Source organism: Pseudoalteromonas sp. NZS71 (assembly GCF_015864715.1).
GTDB classification, from domain to species: domain Bacteria; phylum Pseudomonadota; class Gammaproteobacteria; order Enterobacterales; family Alteromonadaceae; genus Pseudoalteromonas; species Pseudoalteromonas arctica.
The window spans coordinates 1-18,742 of record NZ_JADYWS010000023.1 but is presented as its reverse complement, the minus strand read 5'-3'; the positions used below and the strand labels follow the sequence as shown (position 1 = coordinate 18,742).

Annotated in this window: 15 protein-coding genes and 4 pseudogenes; 12 read left to right on the top strand and 7 right to left on the bottom strand. The window is 38.2% G+C overall.

Annotated elements, in window-relative coordinates:
- Positions 1–155: 155 nt before the first annotated feature.
- The 3 genes from I6E85_RS15045 to I6E85_RS15035 all read left to right on the top strand — a co-directional run bounded on the left by I6E85_RS15045 (position 156) and on the right by I6E85_RS15035 (position 2,061).
- Positions 156–626, top strand: coding sequence for a hypothetical protein (locus I6E85_RS15045; protein WP_121954554.1), 471 nt, complete (start codon positions 156–158; stop codon positions 624–626).
- A gap of 125 nt (positions 627–751) precedes the next feature.
- Positions 752–1,168 carry a cytochrome c oxidase assembly factor Coa1 family protein gene (locus I6E85_RS15040; protein WP_197237088.1) on the top strand — a complete coding sequence of 139 codons (417 nt, stop codon included), beginning with the start codon at positions 752–754 and terminating at the stop codon, positions 1,166–1,168.
- A 368-nt stretch (positions 1,169–1,536) separates the two neighbouring features.
- Entirely contained in the window at positions 1,537–2,061 is a 525-nt protein-coding gene (locus tag I6E85_RS15035; RefSeq protein WP_165735235.1) for a hypothetical protein, read from the top strand.
- Between the two features lie 218 nt (positions 2,062–2,279).
- On the opposite strand, the pseudogene I6E85_RS21025 reads toward I6E85_RS15035, so the two are convergent.
- A pseudogene (locus tag I6E85_RS21025) lies at positions 2,280–2,429 on the bottom strand (PQQ-dependent sugar dehydrogenase); the annotation flags it as partial.
- A gap of 287 nt (positions 2,430–2,716) precedes the next feature.
- Here I6E85_RS21025 and I6E85_RS15030 point away from each other — a divergent pair.
- A complete protein-coding gene (locus tag I6E85_RS15030) occupies positions 2,717–3,691 on the top strand; it encodes a transposase (RefSeq protein WP_165723099.1) in 975 nt (324 codons plus the stop codon).
- Positions 3,692–4,322: 631 nt separating this feature from the next.
- Here I6E85_RS15030 and I6E85_RS21020 read toward each other — a convergent pair.
- A pseudogene (locus I6E85_RS21020) lies at positions 4,323–4,472 on the bottom strand (PQQ-dependent sugar dehydrogenase); the annotation flags it as partial.
- Between the two features lie 278 nt (positions 4,473–4,750).
- Between I6E85_RS21020 and I6E85_RS15025 the strand changes: the two are divergent.
- From I6E85_RS15025 to I6E85_RS15015, 4 genes and pseudogenes are all read left to right on the top strand, one after another.
- A complete protein-coding gene (locus I6E85_RS15025; protein WP_231621072.1) occupies positions 4,751–5,755 on the top strand; it encodes a transposase in 1,005 nt (334 codons plus the stop codon).
- 376 nt (positions 5,756–6,131) lie between these two features.
- Entirely contained in the window at positions 6,132–6,353 is a 222-nt protein-coding gene (locus tag I6E85_RS15020) for a hypothetical protein (protein WP_197237087.1), read from the top strand.
- Between the two features lie 157 nt (positions 6,354–6,510).
- Positions 6,511–6,696, top strand: a pseudogene (locus I6E85_RS21015) (hypothetical protein); the annotation flags it as partial.
- A 126-nt stretch (positions 6,697–6,822) separates the two neighbouring features.
- A complete protein-coding gene (locus tag I6E85_RS15015; RefSeq protein WP_231621071.1) occupies positions 6,823–7,245 on the top strand; it encodes a hypothetical protein in 423 nt (140 codons plus the stop codon).
- Positions 7,246–7,441: 196 nt separating this feature from the next.
- On the opposite strand, the gene I6E85_RS15010 is transcribed toward I6E85_RS15015, so the two are convergent.
- Positions 7,442–8,632 (bottom strand): PQQ-dependent sugar dehydrogenase, encoded by a 1,191-nt coding sequence (locus tag I6E85_RS15010; protein WP_197237085.1) that lies wholly within the window; start codon positions 8,630–8,632, stop codon positions 7,442–7,444.
- On the opposite strand from I6E85_RS15010, the gene I6E85_RS15005 reads away from it, so the two are divergent.
- The gene (locus tag I6E85_RS15005) at positions 8,617–9,069 is read left to right on the top strand and encodes a hypothetical protein (protein ID WP_197237084.1); all 453 of its coding nucleotides are present in this window, start codon (positions 8,617–8,619) and stop codon (positions 9,067–9,069) included. The genes I6E85_RS15010 and I6E85_RS15005 overlap by 16 nt on opposite strands.
- 103 nt (positions 9,070–9,172) lie before the next feature.
- Here the strand turns inward: I6E85_RS15005 and I6E85_RS15000 are convergent, their stop codons facing one another.
- The 4 genes from I6E85_RS15000 to I6E85_RS14985 all read right to left on the bottom strand — a co-directional run bounded on the left by I6E85_RS15000 (position 9,173) and on the right by I6E85_RS14985 (position 15,237).
- Positions 9,173–10,372, bottom strand: coding sequence for an Nramp family divalent metal transporter (locus I6E85_RS15000; protein WP_024589155.1), 1,200 nt, complete (start codon positions 10,370–10,372; stop codon positions 9,173–9,175).
- A gap of 503 nt (positions 10,373–10,875) precedes the next feature.
- Entirely contained in the window at positions 10,876–12,138 is a 1,263-nt protein-coding gene (locus I6E85_RS14995) for a valine--pyruvate transaminase (RefSeq protein ID WP_197237083.1), read from the bottom strand.
- 134 nt (positions 12,139–12,272) lie between these two features.
- Entirely contained in the window at positions 12,273–12,932 is a 660-nt protein-coding gene (locus I6E85_RS14990) for a glutathione S-transferase (protein WP_197183370.1), read from the bottom strand.
- Between the two features lie 13 nt (positions 12,933–12,945).
- Positions 12,946–15,237 carry a peptidase U32 family protein gene (locus I6E85_RS14985; protein ID WP_197237082.1) on the bottom strand — a complete coding sequence of 764 codons (2,292 nt, stop codon included), beginning with the start codon at positions 15,235–15,237 and terminating at the stop codon, positions 12,946–12,948.
- Between the two features lie 506 nt (positions 15,238–15,743).
- Here I6E85_RS14985 and I6E85_RS14980 point away from each other — a divergent pair.
- The 3 genes and pseudogenes from I6E85_RS14980 to I6E85_RS14970 form a co-directional block, all read left to right on the top strand.
- Positions 15,744–16,853: an endonuclease/exonuclease/phosphatase family protein gene (locus I6E85_RS14980; protein ID WP_197237106.1), complete on the top strand. Its 1,110-nt coding sequence runs from the start codon at positions 15,744–15,746 to the stop codon at positions 16,851–16,853.
- 229 nt (positions 16,854–17,082) lie between these two features.
- Complete coding sequence (locus tag I6E85_RS14975; protein WP_231621069.1) at positions 17,083–18,381, top strand: tetratricopeptide repeat protein; 1,299 nt, start codon at positions 17,083–17,085, stop codon at positions 18,379–18,381.
- A gap of 44 nt (positions 18,382–18,425) precedes the next feature.
- Positions 18,426–18,742 (top strand): annotated as a pseudogene (locus I6E85_RS14970) (transposase); the annotation flags it as partial.

Below are 18,742 nucleotides of genomic sequence, written 5' to 3'. Positions count from 1 at the left end.
TTTCTACATCAAGGAAACTTAAATATCGGCTAACTAGTTGTTTACAAGTCCTTATTAGCTGGTTAAATTAGAACCTTTGTAATATTTGGACATTTGTCGGTTTGTAAAGCGACAAATGTCGGATACAAAGTTGTTAGGCTAATCAAGGAGATTAGGTGTTAGATTTTATTTTTGGTATTAGTACTTCAATTGTTGCAACTGGGCTTATATTTTTAACACGAAATTTTTGGGTTTCTTCGTGGCATAAGTTGTATTCAAAAATATACCCTAAAATTGACGGTCGTTTTGCCATTACATTTGGGAATGTAGAAAACCAACTTCCTTGGTTTGAAAATGAACGTTCTGAATTCGAATTAAAGCAATACGGTAAAAATATAAATGGGTTTTATAAAGTTTATAGTGACAATAATTTAAAGTTATCTTTCAAAGTTTTTGGTTTCGTTACAGCCGATAAAATATTAGTTTTAAACTATGAGTCTAAAGACGCTAGTACAAAAGGTGCAGGATCTTTTGTTTTTACTATTACAGGAATAAGCAAAAATATTATAGGTGCGTCTACCTACGTTTGCAGCCAATGTGATGATGTTCATACATTTCCCTGTAAATTAGATAAAGTGGAAAATTAGCCTAACAAGAAGCTAAACCAGACGGCTAAAGCTGTCGTTTTTTTCGCGAAAGAGACGCAACAAAGTACGCCAGCACACCGCTGGTTAGTTTGGCGTTATGTCTCTTTAAACGATTAGGTATTAACATGCAATTTGAAATCAACTTTGACTGGTGGCGACGTAAGACTAAGTGGAACAAGCGCTTATCATCTGTGCTAGGTTTCTTTTTGTTACTCTTTTGTATATTGGCGTTTGGTGTCACAGCATTTATCAATGGCGATGGATACAAGTTAGCCGTAACTGAATTATCGACTAATGCCCAGGTGACAGAGCAATTTGGCGAAAGTCTCGAATATTCTTTCGGTTATTTTGATGGATTTTCCATATATTTGCGTGGTGGGTCGGGTGATGCAGATTTTGTAATTAAAGTGTCAGGAGCTGACAAATCTGGGTTGGGCTATGTTGCTATGACTAAAACAGCCGGTGTTTGGGAGATAGATAATTTGAATATATTAATAGAGGGGCAAGAGCCTTTGGTCTTGGTGGGCGGTAATAGCAATTAACAGTGACACCTATCCTAATTTTTGCACTTTGTGAAACGCCAGATTAGTTTACAATTGGAGTGGCTGTCCAGTTTAATGTTTTGCAATGACAACTGTATTATCTTGTTTATAATATAGAAAAATTGCAAAACACGATGCATTAAGAAGGGGAGGCCCTTTTAACCTAAATAAAAGCCACTCAACCACTCGTAATCACTTCTAAAACGCCAATTTAAACAACACCAAACACTTCTTTATATGCTGCGTAAAAATACAGTAATCGATTGAACCAAAATAGGAACTCAGCTATGGTTTGTTTATCAATAAAAACAAATTTAAAAACGAGTTAATCTACAGGCTCGTTAGCTTTACAGGAGTTGTAATCAACAATGAAGTTCAATCAGAAAGTAGTATTATGTATTTCGTTTCTTTTTTTAACGGCTTGTGCGAGTACCACCAAAAATATCAAAACGGATCAAAGTTTAGATACTAACCAAGGAATAGTTGTAACCAAAATTCATTCTAACTGGGATGGTTATAACAACCCTCTTTTAGCCGATTTAGAGTTCATATTCACCCAAACTGATGGGAAGAAAAAAGATTCAAAGTTTGTGCTTAGTAAAGCCGATGATTTAAAAGTAGTAGCATTGCCCGCCGGTGAATATAAGTGGTTTCGTATTCTTTTTGGTAATTACTATATGGACTTAAATGGCGGATTTACTATCAAGCCCAATGAAGTTACTTATATTGGTGACATATATTCTCAATTAGATCTTGGTATGTTTAGTATGTCAGGAGAATCTCGGATAGTTAATGAATCTGAACAAATTCAAAGCGACTTAAAAGCTCAGTTTCCTAAGCTTTTAGAACAACATAAATTTACGACTGAGTTGTCTACATTACAGCAAAAGTAAAGCCAACAAGATAATTGGACTCCCAACCTCTACACTGAAGTAGAAATTATTTTTCGGAGTTCAATTATAAATAAGTTAAGAGAAAAATTAGGATGACCCCATCCTAATTATTACGAAAAAAGCCAAAAAACAGCATGAAGAGTGCATTATTATAAATAAAGTAAAAATAATGGGGTTAGGTCTTTCTTTTTGCCATTAGCTTTATTATTTCATGCAGATTAATTTGCTATAACCAACATAAGCTTTGCCTCTTTACCGTCTGTTAATACCGCGACGTTACCGTTATCAGTTACAAACACATCTCTTAATCGTCCTGCGGTCTCTGGGAATATGTGAGACTGCGTAAACTCACCATTAGCCAGATTAATTTACAATTGGAGTGGCTGTCTAGTTTAATGCGAGCTTTGATATCACGCGTAAACATTCAACAATCGATTGTACCCAGATAAAAACCCGGCTATGGTTTGTTTATCAAGATAAATAAACCAGCTAATTTACAGACGATAACAGTGAAGACGATAACAGTGACACCCATCCGACGATAACAGTGACACCCATCCTATTTTTAAATAACAATGACACCCAACCTATTTTTTGCAGTTTAGTGAACTAAGTACTAGGCTTTTATCAGTGTGAAAAATAAGCAGGGTGTCTTATGGCAATTGCAAGAAAGCGCCAAGTAAGTTTGGTTGATACAAAGTACTACCATTGCATATCACGTTGCGTACGCCGTGCATTTTTATGTGGGGAAGACCACTTTACAGGTCAATCCTACGAGCATCGTAGAGGCTGGGTTGAAGATAAACTGCTTGAGTTAGCCAAAGTGTTTTGTATTGATGTATGTGCTTATGCTGTTATGAGTAATCACACCCATTTAGTGCTGTATGTTGATGATAAAAAAGCGAATAGGCTAAATGATAAAGCGATTGTTATTCGCTGGCACAAGCTGTGTAAAGGCACTGTACTTACGCAAAAATACATACAGGGTGAAAAGCTAAGTAAAGCTGAACTTATCTTTTTTAATCAAACAGTAAAACAATACCGCGAGCGCCTATCAAGTATTAGCTGGTTTATGCGGTTGTTAAATGAAAACATTGCTCGCAGAGCAAATAAAGAAGATAACTGCACTGGCCGTTTTTGGGAGGGACGATTTACGTCTCAAGCATTATTAGATGAAGCAGCCCTTGCGGCCTGTATGGCGTATGTCGATTTAAACCCCATTAGAGCCAAAATGGCTAACACCCCAGAAGAGTCAGACCATACCAGCATCAAACAGCGTTTAACGTATGCAAAGGATGGCAAGCAACCAAAACAACTACTGCGCTTTGCAGGCATGCCACGTCAAATTATGCCAAAAGGGCTGCCGTTTGAGCTTAAATCGTACCTTGAACTTGTTGAGCTAACAGGGCGCTGTATACGAGAAGACAAACGTGGTTATATTGAAAGTACACACTTACCCTTACTCGAAAGAGTTAATATCTCCCCAGAAAACTGGTTAAAGCTCACCACACAATTTACGCGTGTATTTCATGGTGCAGTCGGCAGGCCAGCCTCACAAGAAGGTTATTGTGAAAACTTAAACCGAAAGCGGCGAGCGAATATCAGTAACTGCGAAAAGCTACTGGCATAAAACTTAAACTACTCAGTAATAAATCACAACTGCATTATGCAGTCATTTTCATGCGTGTAATTTAGGTTTAACAGTGATAATTGCTTATTTAATGTCTAACGCGCGAGTAAAGATATAAAAAGAGGTGAACTCTTAGCCCAAAAAAGTAAATTTAGTGGCGCGCTAGATTAGTTTACAATTGGAGTGGCTGTCTAGTCTAATGCGATATCTCCCCAGAAAACTGGTTAAAGCTCACCACACAATTTACGCGTGTATTTCATGGTGCAGTCGGCAGGCCAGCCTCACAAGAAGGTTATTGTGAAAACTTAAACCGAAAGCGGCGAGCGAATATCAGTAACTGCGAAAAGCTACTGGCATAAAACTTAAACTATTCAGTAATAAATTACAACTGCATTATGCAGTCATTTTCATGCGTGTAATTTAGGTTTAACAGTGATAATTGCTTACTTAATGTGTAACGCGCGAGGAAAGATATAAAAAGAGGTGAACTCTTAGCCCAAAAAAGTAAATTTAGTGGCGCGCTAGATTAGTTTACAATTGGAGTGGCTGTCTAATTTAATGCCATAACAAAAATAATGGGGTCAGGTCTTTCTTTTTGCCATTAGCTTTATTATTGATTATTTCATGCAGATTAATTCGATATAACCAACATAAGCTTTGCATCTTCCCCATCGGTTAATATAGCTACATTGACTCTATCAGTTATGAATACATCTATTAATCGTCCTGCGGTCTCTAGGAATATGTGAGACTGCGTAAACTCACCATTAACCAGATTAATTTACAATTGGAGTGGCTGTCTAGTTTAATGCGAGCTTTGATATCACGCGTAAACATTCAACAATCATAAAAAGAAAGGACAGGCACAAGTCTTTTTGCAAAAATCATAATATCAACTACTGTTATTACATACAGTTCAACTAAGGTTGGTATTTTATGACTCGCGCAAGAAAAAAAATCGATAACAGTGGAAAAAGAAAGGACAGGCACAAGTCTTTTTGCAAAAATCATAATATCAACTACTGTTATTACATACAGTTCAACTAAGGTTGATATTTTATGACTCGCGCAAGAAAAAAGCTGATTGATTTAGCGTCCACATCTTATTATCACTTAATCTCACGATGCGTGAGACGCGCATTCTTGTGTGGTGATGATAAATACACAGGTAAAAACTTTGATCACCGTAGGGCGTGGTTAGTAGAGCGAATTAAGTTATTAAGTAGCGTGTTCGCCATAGAAATTGCTGCTTACGCGATAATGAGCAATCACTACCACCTTGTTGTGAACGTCAATAGACGTCAAGCACTAGATTGGTCTGATGATGAGGTAATTGAACGCTGGTATCAACTTTATAACGGCCATGTTTTAGTCGACCGCCATTTAAACGGTGAGCAGTTAGATAAGCCGAGTTTGCTCTTTTTCAATGAGATCATCGCTAAATGGCGCGCAAGGCTTTATGACATCAGCTGGTATATGAAAAACCTTAATGAGTACATTGCCCGCGAGGCCAATAAGGAAGATAACTGCACGGGCAAGTACTGGGAAGGGCGCTATAAGTCACAGGCATTATTAGATCAAACCGCAGTACTCAGTTGCATGGCCTACGTTGATTTGAATCCTATCAGAGCAAACATAGCCGATACGCTTGAAGACAGTGATTTTACCTCAATTCAAGAGCGTATAGCGCATTTCAAAGCCTTTACCACAGACACGGTCAAAGCAAATAAACCCCTCAAACAAAAAGATACTGTTCAACATGAAAGTCAACCAGCACAGCTAAAGCCATTTGGTGGTAATCATATTAAAGGCACGATCCCCTTTGCCTTACTGGATTACATTGAATTAGTCGACTGGAGTGGCCGCCAGATAGATCCAAAGAAAAAAGGGCATATCAACAAAAGCATACCAAAAGTGCTCCTGACGTTGAATATAGAAGAAGCGCAATGGCTTGAATCAATTCAACGTTTCAGGCAGCAGTACTCAAATTTTGTAGGCAGCAAACAACGGTTAAAGCAGCAAGCTGCCAGCAACGATGTAAAATGGTACAAAGGCGCAGGTTGAACAGTTGCATCTTCATTGGTTTGTTTAAAAAACACGTTATTAAACAAAGTGTCGACCTCGATTTGCCTTTTATACCTAAAATTCCTGCCAAGCAACTGAATTCTAAGTGCTGTAACTAACACTAACACTAACAGTACGCAAAAAATAATGATACGGTTACCTACGATGGGAGAAGCGCAAAATTTTCTGACAAAAATATGTGTCTGTCCTTTTTTACTCTACTAAAAATAATGATACGGTTACCCACGATGGGAGAAGCGCAAAATTTTCTGACAAAAATATGTGTCTGTCCTTTTTTACTCTCTTTTTTACTCTACTCGATGGGAGAAGCGCAAAATTTTCTGACAAAAATATGTGTCTGTCCTTTTTTACTCTAATGGAATTTGATGACAATGAATCACCAGAGGCAACCGCTGAGAGTGAAGCCCGAAAACAAAGTACGTTCAGAACACGTGAAAAAGAATGGCTAAAGCGCCTTAAAGCTATGCAAGGGAAACAATTACTCGTGATATGTGGTGCAAACCACATAACTCCATTTTGTGAGCTTCTGAAGAGCAGTTATTTTAACGTGGTTGTCGAATGTGAGCTTTGGGAATAGAGCATAACAACACGCCCTTAGGTGGACAGCAAGCACTAAAGCTCACTTTCCACCGCAAATTTTAACAGCGGGGATCCCTTACTTTTCAATGTGGTTAAGTAAGCTGATTGAAAAGTAAGGGCGTAGGTGTTTTCCAGCGCCTAAATAGTATTCGTGTCCATTCATCCGCCTAGCTCTTGTATTAATAACTTTTATTTATTTAGCCCGCGGTGTTGCAGGGTGCTTTTTAATAAATAACCCTATGGGGCGTTCGCCTGAGTTTTGGGTTTGGAGTTCTATTATTTGTTTATCTTTTGGTATTGTTCACTTTGTTGGTTTAAAACAACAATGGGTAAGCTTGTGAGTAAAGTGTAATCTAATAAAGAATCAAACAAGGGCTATTACAATTGACTTTTGGTAAAGCATTATATTTATAGTTAACTACTGGCCGCCAATAATTGACGGAACAAGGAATATTAAAATGGATAAAATGTCAGTTCACATAACCTCTAAACCTTTAGAAACTTACCCGCAAAAACAAATTTTAAAGGTGGTAGCTGATGAAGTAACCGAAAAAGCGACTGTGCACAAAGCAGCGGTTCAAAGTGACCAATTGGTTATATCCGAAGAAGGAAAAGAAAAAAGTCTGGAAGATCAAAATCGTGAAGCGTTACGTAAATTATCAGGCAATGAAGATGCAAGTCAGGCATCACAATCAGAAGGTGACCCTATTGATGAACAGATTGCTGAAATACAAGAAAAGATAGAAAAACTATTACAGGAAACTGCATTATTACGCAGTAAAGATGATGAAGAGTCGCAGGCTAAAGTGAAAGTGCTAGAAGCCGAAATTACCGGGCTTAACACTCAACTTATTGAATTATTGAGACAGCAATTAGAATCGGGTAAATAACAAGCACAGTAAGTATATGCAAAGGCAATTGGAGACAAGAACGTTGTTAATAACATAATAAAGACGCTCACCTTAATCTTAAAACTAAAGGAGTTAACCCCTGATCTTACTGATCAAATTACTTAATTAACCAAAGTCGCTTATTGAAAGCCGCTACTTACCTTTAAAGCGCAGCGGCTTTCACCCCCTTTGTTAATTAATTTGCTGTCATCAACATTAGCTTTGCCTCTTTACCGTCAGTTAATACTGCGACGTTACCTTTATCAGTTATAAACACATCTCTTAACCTGCCTGCGGCCTTGGGAAATACGTGAGACTGCGTAAATTCACCATTGGCCAGATTAACGCTGTAGAGCTTTTTATCAACAAGAGTAGTGATAAGCACATGTTGTTGTAATGAAGGGAAGGCGGTATGTTTAGAGCCGTAATACGCCATGCCTGATGGCGCTATTGATGGCGTCCAATTAACACTTGGTTTTTGCATGCCTTTATATTCGGTAAATGGTGAAATACGCGCTTGCGAGTAATCTTTGCCATAGGTGATTACCGGCCAGCCGTAATTAGTCCCAGCGGTTAAGTAGTTTAGCTCGTCACCGCCTGCAGGGCCGTGTTCGTTGCTAATAATTTGCTGCGTATCGTAATCATAAACTAAGCCTTGAGGGTTACGATGACCGAGTGAGTAAACAGCATGCGCATTTGGGTTTTTGTGATTAATAAATGGGTTATCTGTTGGTATGGTGCCATCTAGGTTTATACGTAATATTTTACCAAGTTGGCTGGTGATAACTTGTGCTTGCTCTCTAAAGTCAAACCCATCGCCCGTTGAAATTAATAACGTATTGTCGGGTAGTACAAGGGCGCGTCCTGCGTAATGTTGCGGTGTGTTTTTATTAGTCGCTACTTTATAAATAACGTTAGGCTTTGAAAAGTCAGTGCCATTAAACGTAGCTTTGGCAACAACAAGCCTGTTTGCGCTTGCATCACCTTGGGCATAAGTAAAAATAATTTCTTTGGAGTTGTTATAATCTGGTGATAACACAATGTCGAGTAAACCACCTTGGCCTGCTACGTATAAACCTGTTAGGTTTAATTTTACTCTTGATTGCACGTTGTTTTTAACTATAACTACGTGGCCATCACGCTCTGTAATTAACCATGTGCCGTTTGGTAGTTCAACCATGCTCCACGGAGACTGTAATTGCGTAGCCAGTGTTTTTGTACTGTATTGCTCCTTTGGTAGCGCAACATCTGCATTAACAGAAAACGAAAAAAGCGAAAGCAAAGTAAAAAAAGAGATACATTGTTTACGGAGCAAGCCTTTGCTAGCATGACTAGTATAAGAAAAAAGCTTTATTTTAAGTTGAGATAACCATGTCGTTTTTAACACGTATATTGCCTTCATTTTTAGTTTCTTGGTTACTTACATTCACACTTGCTAGCTTGTTTCATAGCCAATACGTTGTCAATCAATTAGTTAATGTAGGTGTAGTGGTGGGCTTTAGTGATCGCGTTAGTTTAACGCTTGATGATTGGTTAGGCCTATTACCTACCTACGGCGCTATTATTGCCGTAGCACTTGCCATCGCTTTTTTTGTTACCGCAAAGCTTAATAAAAAGGTTCAAAAATACAGTACTCAGCTATTTGTTATTGCTGGCATTGTGGCATTTGCTATTGTGTTAATTGCCATTGAATCAATTATGAATATTCATATTATAGCGGGCGCAAGAGGCTGGGGTTTTTATGCTCAAGTGCTTGCAGGCGCGGTAGGTGGTTTTGCGTTTTCGCAATTAGTTAAGGCAACTAAAAACCAAAAAGCGTGTTAGATGTGTGAATATAAATACGGCTTGTACGTTATTTAGTGATTAATAAATAAAGGCCGCTGTTTATTGTAAACAGCGGCCTTTAAATATGGTTTTTAGAATTTAATTAAAAAATTAAACTAATTAGTTTGTAGCTACTTAGCCCAAAAATTAGGATTAAAACGGGTAGGGTTACCAGGTTTAACACCAAAGAGTTAGTGTAGTTTCCCATAACCCCTTTTTGATTAACCAGCCATACAAGGTAGGTGCTAACAATAGGGAGTAATAACCCGTTAGCCGCCTGTGCGAATATAATCACCGCGACAGGGTCTAAACCGAGTGACGCCACCGCAGCACCAAACAATAAAATAACAATAGCGACGCCTTTAAAACGTGAGTTACCCATATCGTTTGACCAACCTAACATGCCACACACGGCGTAAGCACCGGCAAGTGGCGCTGTAATAGCACTTGTTAAACCCGCAGCAAATAAACCAATAGCAAAAAAGTAATGAGCGGCGTCACCAAGCAATGGCTCTAGCTGCACGGCCATATTGGCCGCACTAATTTGCCCCGCATCGGTGCCATAAAATGCAACTGAAGCTGTAGATAAAATAGCTAAAGTGATCACACCGCCTAAAGTGATTGATAGGCTTGTATCAACATTTGTTTGTTTAATCACTTTTTGCATATCGCTGTTACTGTCGTGTCTAGCAGCGAGTACGCCGGAGTGTAAAAATAAGTTATACGGCACAATGGTAGTGCCAACTAAAGCGAGTATGGTTGTAATCGAACCCTCAGGCATACTAGGAATAAAACCTGCAAATACATCACCCAGTGAAGGGGCTGCCATTACAAGTGTTGAGATAAACACTAAGCTCATTAAAATAACGAGTAAAATTAGCGCGTTTTCAACCACTTTATGTTTACCGCTATACAGTAAAGCTGCACTTAAAAAAGCAATAAGTGGTGTCCATAGTTGGGAGTTAACTTGTGGGAATATTTCAATTAACCCCATGCTAGCGCCACTTAAGTTACCCGCTTCATAAGCTGCACTGCCCACACCAATGGCGCTAATGACTAAAAATATAGCTAAAGATTTAAATAAGGGCGTTTGAATATGTGCTCTGAGCGCTTGAGCTAAATCTTGCCCGGTAGCAACGCCAAGGCGCGCCGCCATAGATTGTAATAATATAGTGGCAACTACTGAAAACAGTAATGTCCATATAAGTGCAAAACCAAAGTTTGCACCTGCCACGCTGGCGGTAGTAATAGTCCCTGGTCCAATGAAGGCAGCGGTGACAAGTAGTCCTGGTCCTAATCGCATAATTGACCTTAATAGTGCTATTGCATGTTGCTATTTAAAGTTACATCTAACGTTTAAAACCAATATTTATACGCGATGCCTGTAGTGTTATTGCTGCCACTTTAATTAAGTGCCCTGCAGCGATTATCGCCCCTTGGCTGGTTCTTTTTTATAAGCATATGTTATACCAATCCGCAATAATACTTAATCAATTTGAGGGATTAAATCTGACGCTAACTGCGTTGAAAATTTCTGATATACGACTGCATGGATGCAGGAGGCAGAGCAATGCAGGAGCAATTAGTGATAACAACTAAATAACGAAATTTTTGCCTGGTTATCGACACGATTTTCTCACCTCAGAATAGATCACTTAATTAAGCGAATTGCTATTAAAAAAGGGCGCGTAGGATACCAACTTGTATATAAATTTAAAGGGGATACAGTGCGTTTGCATGAATTTTAAACGAATATATAAGCGAGTTAAGTGACTGATGCCAATATTAATATCGGCATCAGTATATTTACTTTATTAGACTTTTAATCGCTTCTAAGCCTTTTTTTAGGGTATCTGCATCGGTAGCATAGTTAATACGAATACACTCGTGCTTGTGCGCCCAGCTGTCGTCAATGCCGATAAAAAAGTTGTGACCTGGGATCACATACACGTCTTGCTCTTTAAGTTGTTGATACAACACCTCGCTTGTTATTTTTGTATCTTTAAACCACAGCCACATAAAAAATGCACCTTCAACTTTGTGCAAATAAACAGGCAATTCGGCAAATACTTCGTCAAACAATTCAATCGCTATGTGTGCTTTATTGCGATAAAAAGGCAGTACAACATTACGGCACAATGGCAGTAGTTCGTTGTCGTTAATTAAGCGTGTCACTAAGCTTGGGCCAATACTATTTGGCGATAAAACCATACTGCCATTTACGCGGCCAATTGCTTTAATAATCTCATTGTTTGCAACCACAATACCGCTGCGTAAACCTGGTAGGCCAAGTTTTGAAAGTGACATACATAAAATAATGTTTGAGTTCCACGTTAGGTTTGCGTCGGTGTAAATACAACCTGGGAACGGATCGCCGTACGCGTTATCAATAATGAGTGGAATGCCATATTGCTTAGCGAGCAAATCAAGGTGTTTTACTTCATCGTCAGTAATTACATTACCTGTTGGGTTAGTAGGGCGTGATACGCACAGCGCGCTTATGCTGCTGTCGTTTGCTAGTACTTTTTCAACTGCTTTAAAATCAATTACGTATTTAAACTGTTTTGATGCACTACCTGTATTTAAAATTTCGATATCAGGCTTTATGGCAATAAACATATCAGCCGATAAGCCTTGATCGGCATAACCTATGTACTCTGGCGCAAGGGGAAATAAAATCTTTTTATGGCTGCCATCCGGCATTTCGCCTGCCAACATATTAAACAGCACAAAAAAGTTAGCTTGACTGCCATTACCAAGTGCTATGTTATCGGCGCTAATATCCCATGCATACTCTTTACTTAGCTGGCCTGCTAATGCAGCTCTAAACTCGTCGTTACCGGTAGGGCCATCGTAAAGGCCAAATACTTGCGATACCTTGTTACTGGCAACGAGTTTTTGTAATTCACTTAAAAAAACCTCATTTACTTGTGGTACTAGTGCGGGGTTACCGCCACCGAGCATAACAATATTAGGATTATTGCTGTTTTTAGCACCGCCTAAATCTTCCATTAACTGAGTAATGCCGTTGGGTTGTGTGAATTTAGTGCCAAAGTTTGAGTAGTTCATAATGCATAGCGTTTGTTAGTAATGGGGAGGGCATTATAGCGTAAATAAAGGGCTTAAATTCGATGATGAGAATAATTCAATGCTTAGCTTTGTAGCTAGCTATGACAATGTAATTTCTATAAACAAAGGCTAAGTTAAGATTTTTTAACGCCGTATAAAAACTCTTCGCCGCAGTCCATATACAAATCAAATTTGGTCATAACTTTGGTAAACATGGGGGCGTGCAAAAACTCGTTTAACCATGCGCTTACATGCGTGTATTCACTTTGTAAGTACCAGTGTTTATCTACGCGGGCAAACTGTCTAATAAATGGCAGCAGAGCATAATCGGCTAGACTTTTTTCATCGCCCATTAAGTATTTATGTGTGGTTAGTTTTGCTTCAAATTGCTTAATAAACTCTTCACAGGCTTTTTGGTAATAAATTTGTGCCATGTCTTTTGTGCGAGCATAAAATTTGTACTTTTCGAGCACCGGTTTAAATTGCGTGTCGTTTAGCTTAATTAATTCAAGCATGCGCTCAAGTGCTAATGGGTCTCGAGTATGCAGTAAATTATGCGGATCGTTTTGCTTTAAAGCCCACAGCATAATGTCTAGGCTTTCATCTATAACTTGATTATTCGGCAGTAATAAAACAGGCACCGTGCCTTTAGGTGATATTTGCAAAAGATGCGGTGGCTTATTTTTAGTTTTTATAGCGCGTAGAAGCACGTGTTGCTCTGCCATTAAAATACCCATTCGTGCACGCATTGCGTATGGGCAGTGTTGTAATGAATATAATAATGGCAATGTCATTTTAATACTTACCTTAGCTGTTTAAGCCTTCAACATATTGCTGACGTGTTTTTACTTTCACCATGTGATTTAACTGATCAGCTGCTTGTGTTTGCCCGCTAATTAAATCTTGAAAATGCGCAAGTAACACGGCTTTATCGAGTTTTTCTTTATCGCCTGAGCCAATGTCGGTTAAATCAATCATAAACTCGTCAAACTTGTCAGCGTAATCAGTCACAATATCCATATTTAAAAATTGCTCGTGGTTATAAATGCTCGGGTAGCCGCCTTTTTGTTTATCAATTGCAAAGCTAATGCCTTTAACATTGGTAACGGTTGTTTCTTTTTTACAGCTCAACATACAGCTTGCGTCAATACGTGGTTTTTTACAGCCAACGGTTTGCTGGAAAAAACATTGTCGGCTGGTCATCATTAGTATTGGATGATAAATGCTGTACATCATTTTAAAGTTGTTAGGGCGTTTAATATTACGCATTTGTGGTTTGTTTATTTCGTTTGAAATAAACGCGCCTTTTGCGTTTAAATCTTCTTGTAGTGTTAGTAACGCGTAAGAATTTGTGGTGTTTAATAATGGGCCTGCAATCCAGTCAATGCCCATTTGCACTGCTTTGTATGCCACGCCGGTGTTATTACTAATAATAAGTTTAGGTTTTACAACATCGAGTAAACGTACAGCTTCTTCAAAATCTTTACCAATTAGTACAGCTGGAAACCACGGAATTAACTGCGGGTGTTCTAAAAATACATTTATGTATTTATCGTTATCGGTTCTAAAGCTCTCAGGTAATTTAAAGTAAACGTCACCATCTGTTAAATTACATAAGTGAGCGTCTTTTATGTCCGATATTAAAACAGAGAGCGTCATTTTATTTTCGGCTTTTTCGTGGTTTACTAGTTTAGGCAGTTCAACAGGGGCGAGTACGTCTTTGCCTTCGTTTAATAAAAACGCGACTTGCTTTTTAATACGGGCGAGCTCTTTAAACGGAATGCTTAAGTTGTTGCCTAAGTTTGAGTAATCCATATTTTTAATTTCAAAATTGGCATTACTAAAGGTTTTAAAGCGTTTATCAATAGCTGCAATATCAACAACCGATTTATCGGCGGTTTGCATAGGCATTTGCGATTGAACTTCAAAGCGTAGAGGCTCTTTTTCGTTTTTATTCGAAAGCGTAATATCGTTTTTATCTTCAATAATTATGTTTACAGTGAATGGCTGATTTAATTGCCCTGTAAATTCTAATGTAAGCTCGCGCTTTGAAATATCTAAAAATTCAATTTTCTTTTTAACTAACGAATCAATTTCACTTTTTTGAGTGGAAAGCTCTTGCTGTGCATCGTAAATTTGCACGACCGAAATTGCGTTGTTTTTTTCGTTTGCGTGATCAAAGCTATGGTCGCGCGGGTTATCGGTAAACATGTTTTTGGTCATGTCGCCGGTTAAAAACTTATTCGTAAAGTTACGGTTAAATACTTTGTATAAGCTTGAATCGTCTTCAATTAGGTTACCGGTTTGCACAAACGTGTCTATTTGTTTGCGCCAGCTATCAATAACCGTATGTACGTAGTTAGCGCCTTTAATGCGGCCTTCTACTTTTAACGAGTCAACACCTGCGGCTACCAGCTCTGGTAAATCAAAATAGGCTGAATTGTCTTTTAAGTTTAACGGATGTTTGTTACCCATCGCCGTTGGCTCGTATTCATCACGACACGCTTGCGAGCAGCGACCACGATTACCCGAGTTACCCACACTTACTGAGCTTGAATAACACTGCCCTGAAAACGCAATACATAAGGCGCCGTGCACAAATACTTCAGTTAATACGTCGCATTTATGCGCTACGTCGGTCAGTATTTTAATTTCAGTTAAGTTAAGCTCGCGCGATAAATTTACACGTGTAGCGCCAATGCGCGCTAAAAACTCAACCTGTGATTCGTTATGGGTGGTTAACTGAGTTGATGCGTGAATATGCAAAGTAGGAAAGTGCTTTTTAACTATATTGAATAACCCTAAATCTTGCACAATAATACCGTCGAGCGTGGTATTTACTAGCTGATTTAATAGCTTAAATAGCGCGCCCATTTCGTGCTCTAAGATAACTACATTTAGCGTTAAAAAAATCTCACAGCCGTATTCATGGGCTAGGCGAAGTGCGCCGTTAAGCTCATCAAACGAAAGATTAGACGCTCGGTTACGTGCATTAAAGGTATCTAACCCACAATAAACCGCATTAGCACCGGCTACAATGGCGGCTTTTACCGCGTTTACATCACCGCCTGGGGCTAATAGTTCAATCTTTCTACTCATTACAATGTCGCTTCGCTCATATTTAATTGCCGCGAATTTTATATGGTTAAGCACGTTAATGCTATTTATTGAGGGATATAATAAAAACTAATACCAATTCGCTTAATTAAGTGATCTATTTTGAGGATGGAAAAACGTGTTGATAGCTAGGCAAAAAATTCGCTATTTAGTTGTTCTCGGCAATTACTCCTGCATTGCTCTACCTTCTGCATCCATGCAGTCGTAAATGAGAATTTTTTAACACAGGCAGCGACACGTTTAGCCCCGCAAAATGATTAAGTATTATTGCGGATTGGTATAGAATAAAAGAGTGCATAAAATTACAATTAAGCTGGCTGATTTATTACGTAAACATGTAATAAAATGATAGTTTATAAGCAGGCAACACTTTCAACTTTACTTAGGCGAACCCCATCAGCAATCAAGATCTTAAACAGTTAGATACAGATTTAAACCGTGAAGAATCTGTAATTATTAACACCCAACTAAAAATAGCCACATTTAACCTGTTTAACTATCTTGAGCCGCCCAATGCATACTATGAGTTTGAGAAAATTTATACCGCGCAGCAGTGGGCTAAAAAGCAGCGTTGGATTGTTGATTACTTAACAGAGCATGCCCCTGATGTGATTGGTTTTCAGGAAGTGTTTAGTATTGACTCGTTAAAAGAGTTAGTAGGCGAGCAAGATTATAATTACTTTGCAGTAGTTGATACGCCAGAGGTGATTGACGACTTTATTTATAAACGCCCCATAGTAGCGATTGCCTCTAAATACCCCATAGTTGAAGTGGCAGCGGTTGAGCACGATAGTGAGCTTGCAAGTATGCTTGGCCTTAATAGTGAGTTTACTTTTAGTCGTAAGGTATTGAGAGCGACCGTTACTTTACCGCACATAGGCAATACTGATTGCTATGTGGTGCATTTTAAATCTAAGCGCCCGATGATTAATGTTGATGAACACAATAAAGAGCTAGCGCCCGAGCAAAACATAATTGAGATTTTAAAAGCGAATGTAGCGGGTGGTTGGGGCTCAACTATTCAGCGTGGCAGTGAAGCTACATTGCTAATGATACAAATGATTGCTCGCCGCGAAGCTACGCAGCAACCCATGCTATTAATGGGGGATTTTAATAATGAGCTTAATGATGGTGTATTAAGCCATTTGCTCACTAATACATTACGCTTTGCTCCTGCTTTTGACGCTAAAATCTACCTTGCTAAATATTGTTTAAATGATTCATGGGATCTGTTTGTTAAGTCGCAGCTAGGTATTGATGAGGTTTCTAGCGATGAAGCAATAACAAACGATGTACAAATCGATTGTGATAGCAATAGCAACGAGATTGTAGATTCAACGGATAAAAGCCAAGTAAAAAATATAAATATAACAAAGCCAGCACCGTTAAGAGCGCCTACACATTACTATGGTGCTAGCAGTTCAGTACTTGATTACATTTTATTGTCATGTGAGTTTGATGCCAGTTACGATGACAGCTTTTTTGAAGTAAGTGACTACAGCACGTATGACAGACACTTAATAAACCCCGAGTATGAGCGTGATGATTTAACTACCGACCACGGTGTTGTGTTGGTTACCCTTAAACTGAGAAGCTAGGTTTTCTCATTTAGTAAGTTACAGCGTACGATTAAGCTAAAAAAGAATTAAGCTGCATTATGCATAATTATGCTAAAATCATAAATTAACAATTACCCATATTGCAGCGAAACTTGACCTGCAGTCTTTATGTGTATATTTTATCGCCAGAATTTTTGCATTAAATTAATAACAAATCACTAAAATGGTAAATATGGAATTTTACACTTACTCGTATCACACGCGAAAGATGGACTTAACTTCGCAAGTATACACTTTCTTCGTAAATCGAATTTATAATTCTAAATTTTTAGTGAAAGCTTTGCTTTTTGCTTTGTTTATTAGCTTAAGTAGCGCTTACGCGCAAGAAACCACCTCATACAGTTTAATCAATGAATCTAATGCAGGGCTGCTAAAAAGAGCCGAATTACTTATGGATACTGACGTTATTACAAGTATCGAACTAAGTAAGGCGTTGTTGTTACAAGCGCAAAGTGCTGATGACACGTTACTCAGCGCGAAGTTACATAACTTGTTAGGTAAAGCGAATAAAAAAAATAACAATATTAATGAATCGCTCCATCACTTTTTGCAATCCTCTGTTTACTACAGCAAATTAAATGATTCACGCAACCAAATAAAGGCATCTATTAATTATATAAATATATTATTAGAAGAAAAACGTTATGACGAACTTACTACCCGCATTGAAACTTTATTACCAACAACCCTTGTGTACGGCGATGATTTTTTTATAGCGCAAGTGCTCCTTACTAAGGGGGATTCGTTTTATGAACAAAAAAAATACAATGACGCGATCACGCAATATTCATCTGCTTTAAAATACCTTGTAAATAAAGACGAACAAATACAAAAACAGTTAGGTGAAACGTATAAAAAATTAGCTCAGTCGTATAAGCGTCTTGAAAATAGAGAGCAAACGGCTCATTTTTATACCAAAGCTTTAGAGATATATACTAATTTAGATGATTTAAAGTTAATGGCGCGTACATTAAATACACTAGCAGAAGCGCAGCGCTATTTAGACAACTTAGTTTTAGCCCTTGATTACTCCACTCGTGCATTAGAAATACATAAAGAAATTGACGATCCTGTTGGCTTAGCTAAAGCATTATTAGGTGCTGGTATTATTTATCGCCATATCAACCTTTATGAAAAATCACTTAAGCATATAAATGAGGCATATTTATATTATAAAAAAGTAAATAACGTGCTTGGGATTGCTAAAACATCGAATCAAATGGGGCTGCTATACACTCGATTAAAGCAGTTTGATCAGGCCGAGATTTTCTATCAAATAACTATCGATTTGCCAAAAGGTATGGTCGAGGAAAAAACGCTTGCATCAGCTTTAAGAGAAATGGCTGTTATTAACTATGAGTCTGGCGATTTAGTATCAGCGATGCAATATGCTAAAAAAGCTTATGTAACTTATAAAAACAAAAATCTTACATCCTACATTTCTATAACGGCGCGTATTATTGCTAATATTTATTGTAGTGGTACAGTAATTTTGGCCACCCATTAAGAAAGAAATGTTATGCTGATAAGCATACAAATTTGGGTGAAAAAATGACGAAATTAAAACGTGCAACGTATTCTGCAGCAATCAAATTAGAAACAGCTCAGCTTGTAGTTGACCAAAGTTATACTCAAGAAGAAGCAGCCAAAGCGATGGGTGTGGGTAAATCAACCGTTAGTAAGTGGGTTACTCAATTAAAGCAAGAGCGTAATGGCCAGCCACCATCGGCTTCGCCAATGACGCCCGAACAAATTGAAATCCGCGAACTTAAAAAGCAAATCCAACGCATCGAATTAGAAAAGGATATATTAAAAAAGGCTACCGCTCTCTTGATGTCCGACTCCCTGAACAATTCTCGTTAATTGAG

Excerpts from the sequence above, each read along its gene's own strand:
- I6E85_RS15040 (WP_197237088.1), top strand. The coding sequence starts at position 752 with ATGCAATTTGAAATCAACTTTGACTGGTGGCGACGTAAGACTAAGTGG.
- I6E85_RS15035 (WP_165735235.1), top strand. The coding sequence starts at position 1,537 with ATGAAGTTCAATCAGAAAGTAGTATTATGTATTTCGTTTCTTTTTTTA.
- I6E85_RS15030 (WP_165723099.1), top strand. The coding sequence starts at position 2,717 with ATGGCAATTGCAAGAAAGCGCCAAGTAAGTTTGGTTGATACAAAGTAC.
- I6E85_RS15025 (WP_231621072.1), top strand. The coding sequence starts at position 4,751 with ATGACTCGCGCAAGAAAAAAGCTGATTGATTTAGCGTCCACATCTTAT.
- I6E85_RS15020 (WP_197237087.1), top strand. The coding sequence starts at position 6,132 with ATGGAATTTGATGACAATGAATCACCAGAGGCAACCGCTGAGAGTGAA.
- I6E85_RS15015 (WP_231621071.1), top strand. The coding sequence starts at position 6,823 with ATGTCAGTTCACATAACCTCTAAACCTTTAGAAACTTACCCGCAAAAA.
- I6E85_RS15005 (WP_197237084.1), top strand. The coding sequence starts at position 8,617 with ATGTCGTTTTTAACACGTATATTGCCTTCATTTTTAGTTTCTTGGTTA.
- I6E85_RS15000 (WP_024589155.1), bottom strand. The coding sequence starts at position 10,372 with ATGCGATTAGGACCAGGACTACTTGTCACCGCTGCCTTCATTGGACCA.
- I6E85_RS14995 (WP_197237083.1), bottom strand. The coding sequence starts at position 12,138 with ATGAACTACTCAAACTTTGGCACTAAATTCACACAACCCAACGGCATT.
- I6E85_RS14990 (WP_197183370.1), bottom strand. The coding sequence starts at position 12,932 with ATGACATTGCCATTATTATATTCATTACAACACTGCCCATACGCAATG.
- I6E85_RS14985 (WP_197237082.1), bottom strand. The coding sequence starts at position 15,237 with ATGAGTAGAAAGATTGAACTATTAGCCCCAGGCGGTGATGTAAACGCG.
- I6E85_RS14975 (WP_231621069.1), top strand. The coding sequence starts at position 17,083 with ATGGACTTAACTTCGCAAGTATACACTTTCTTCGTAAATCGAATTTAT.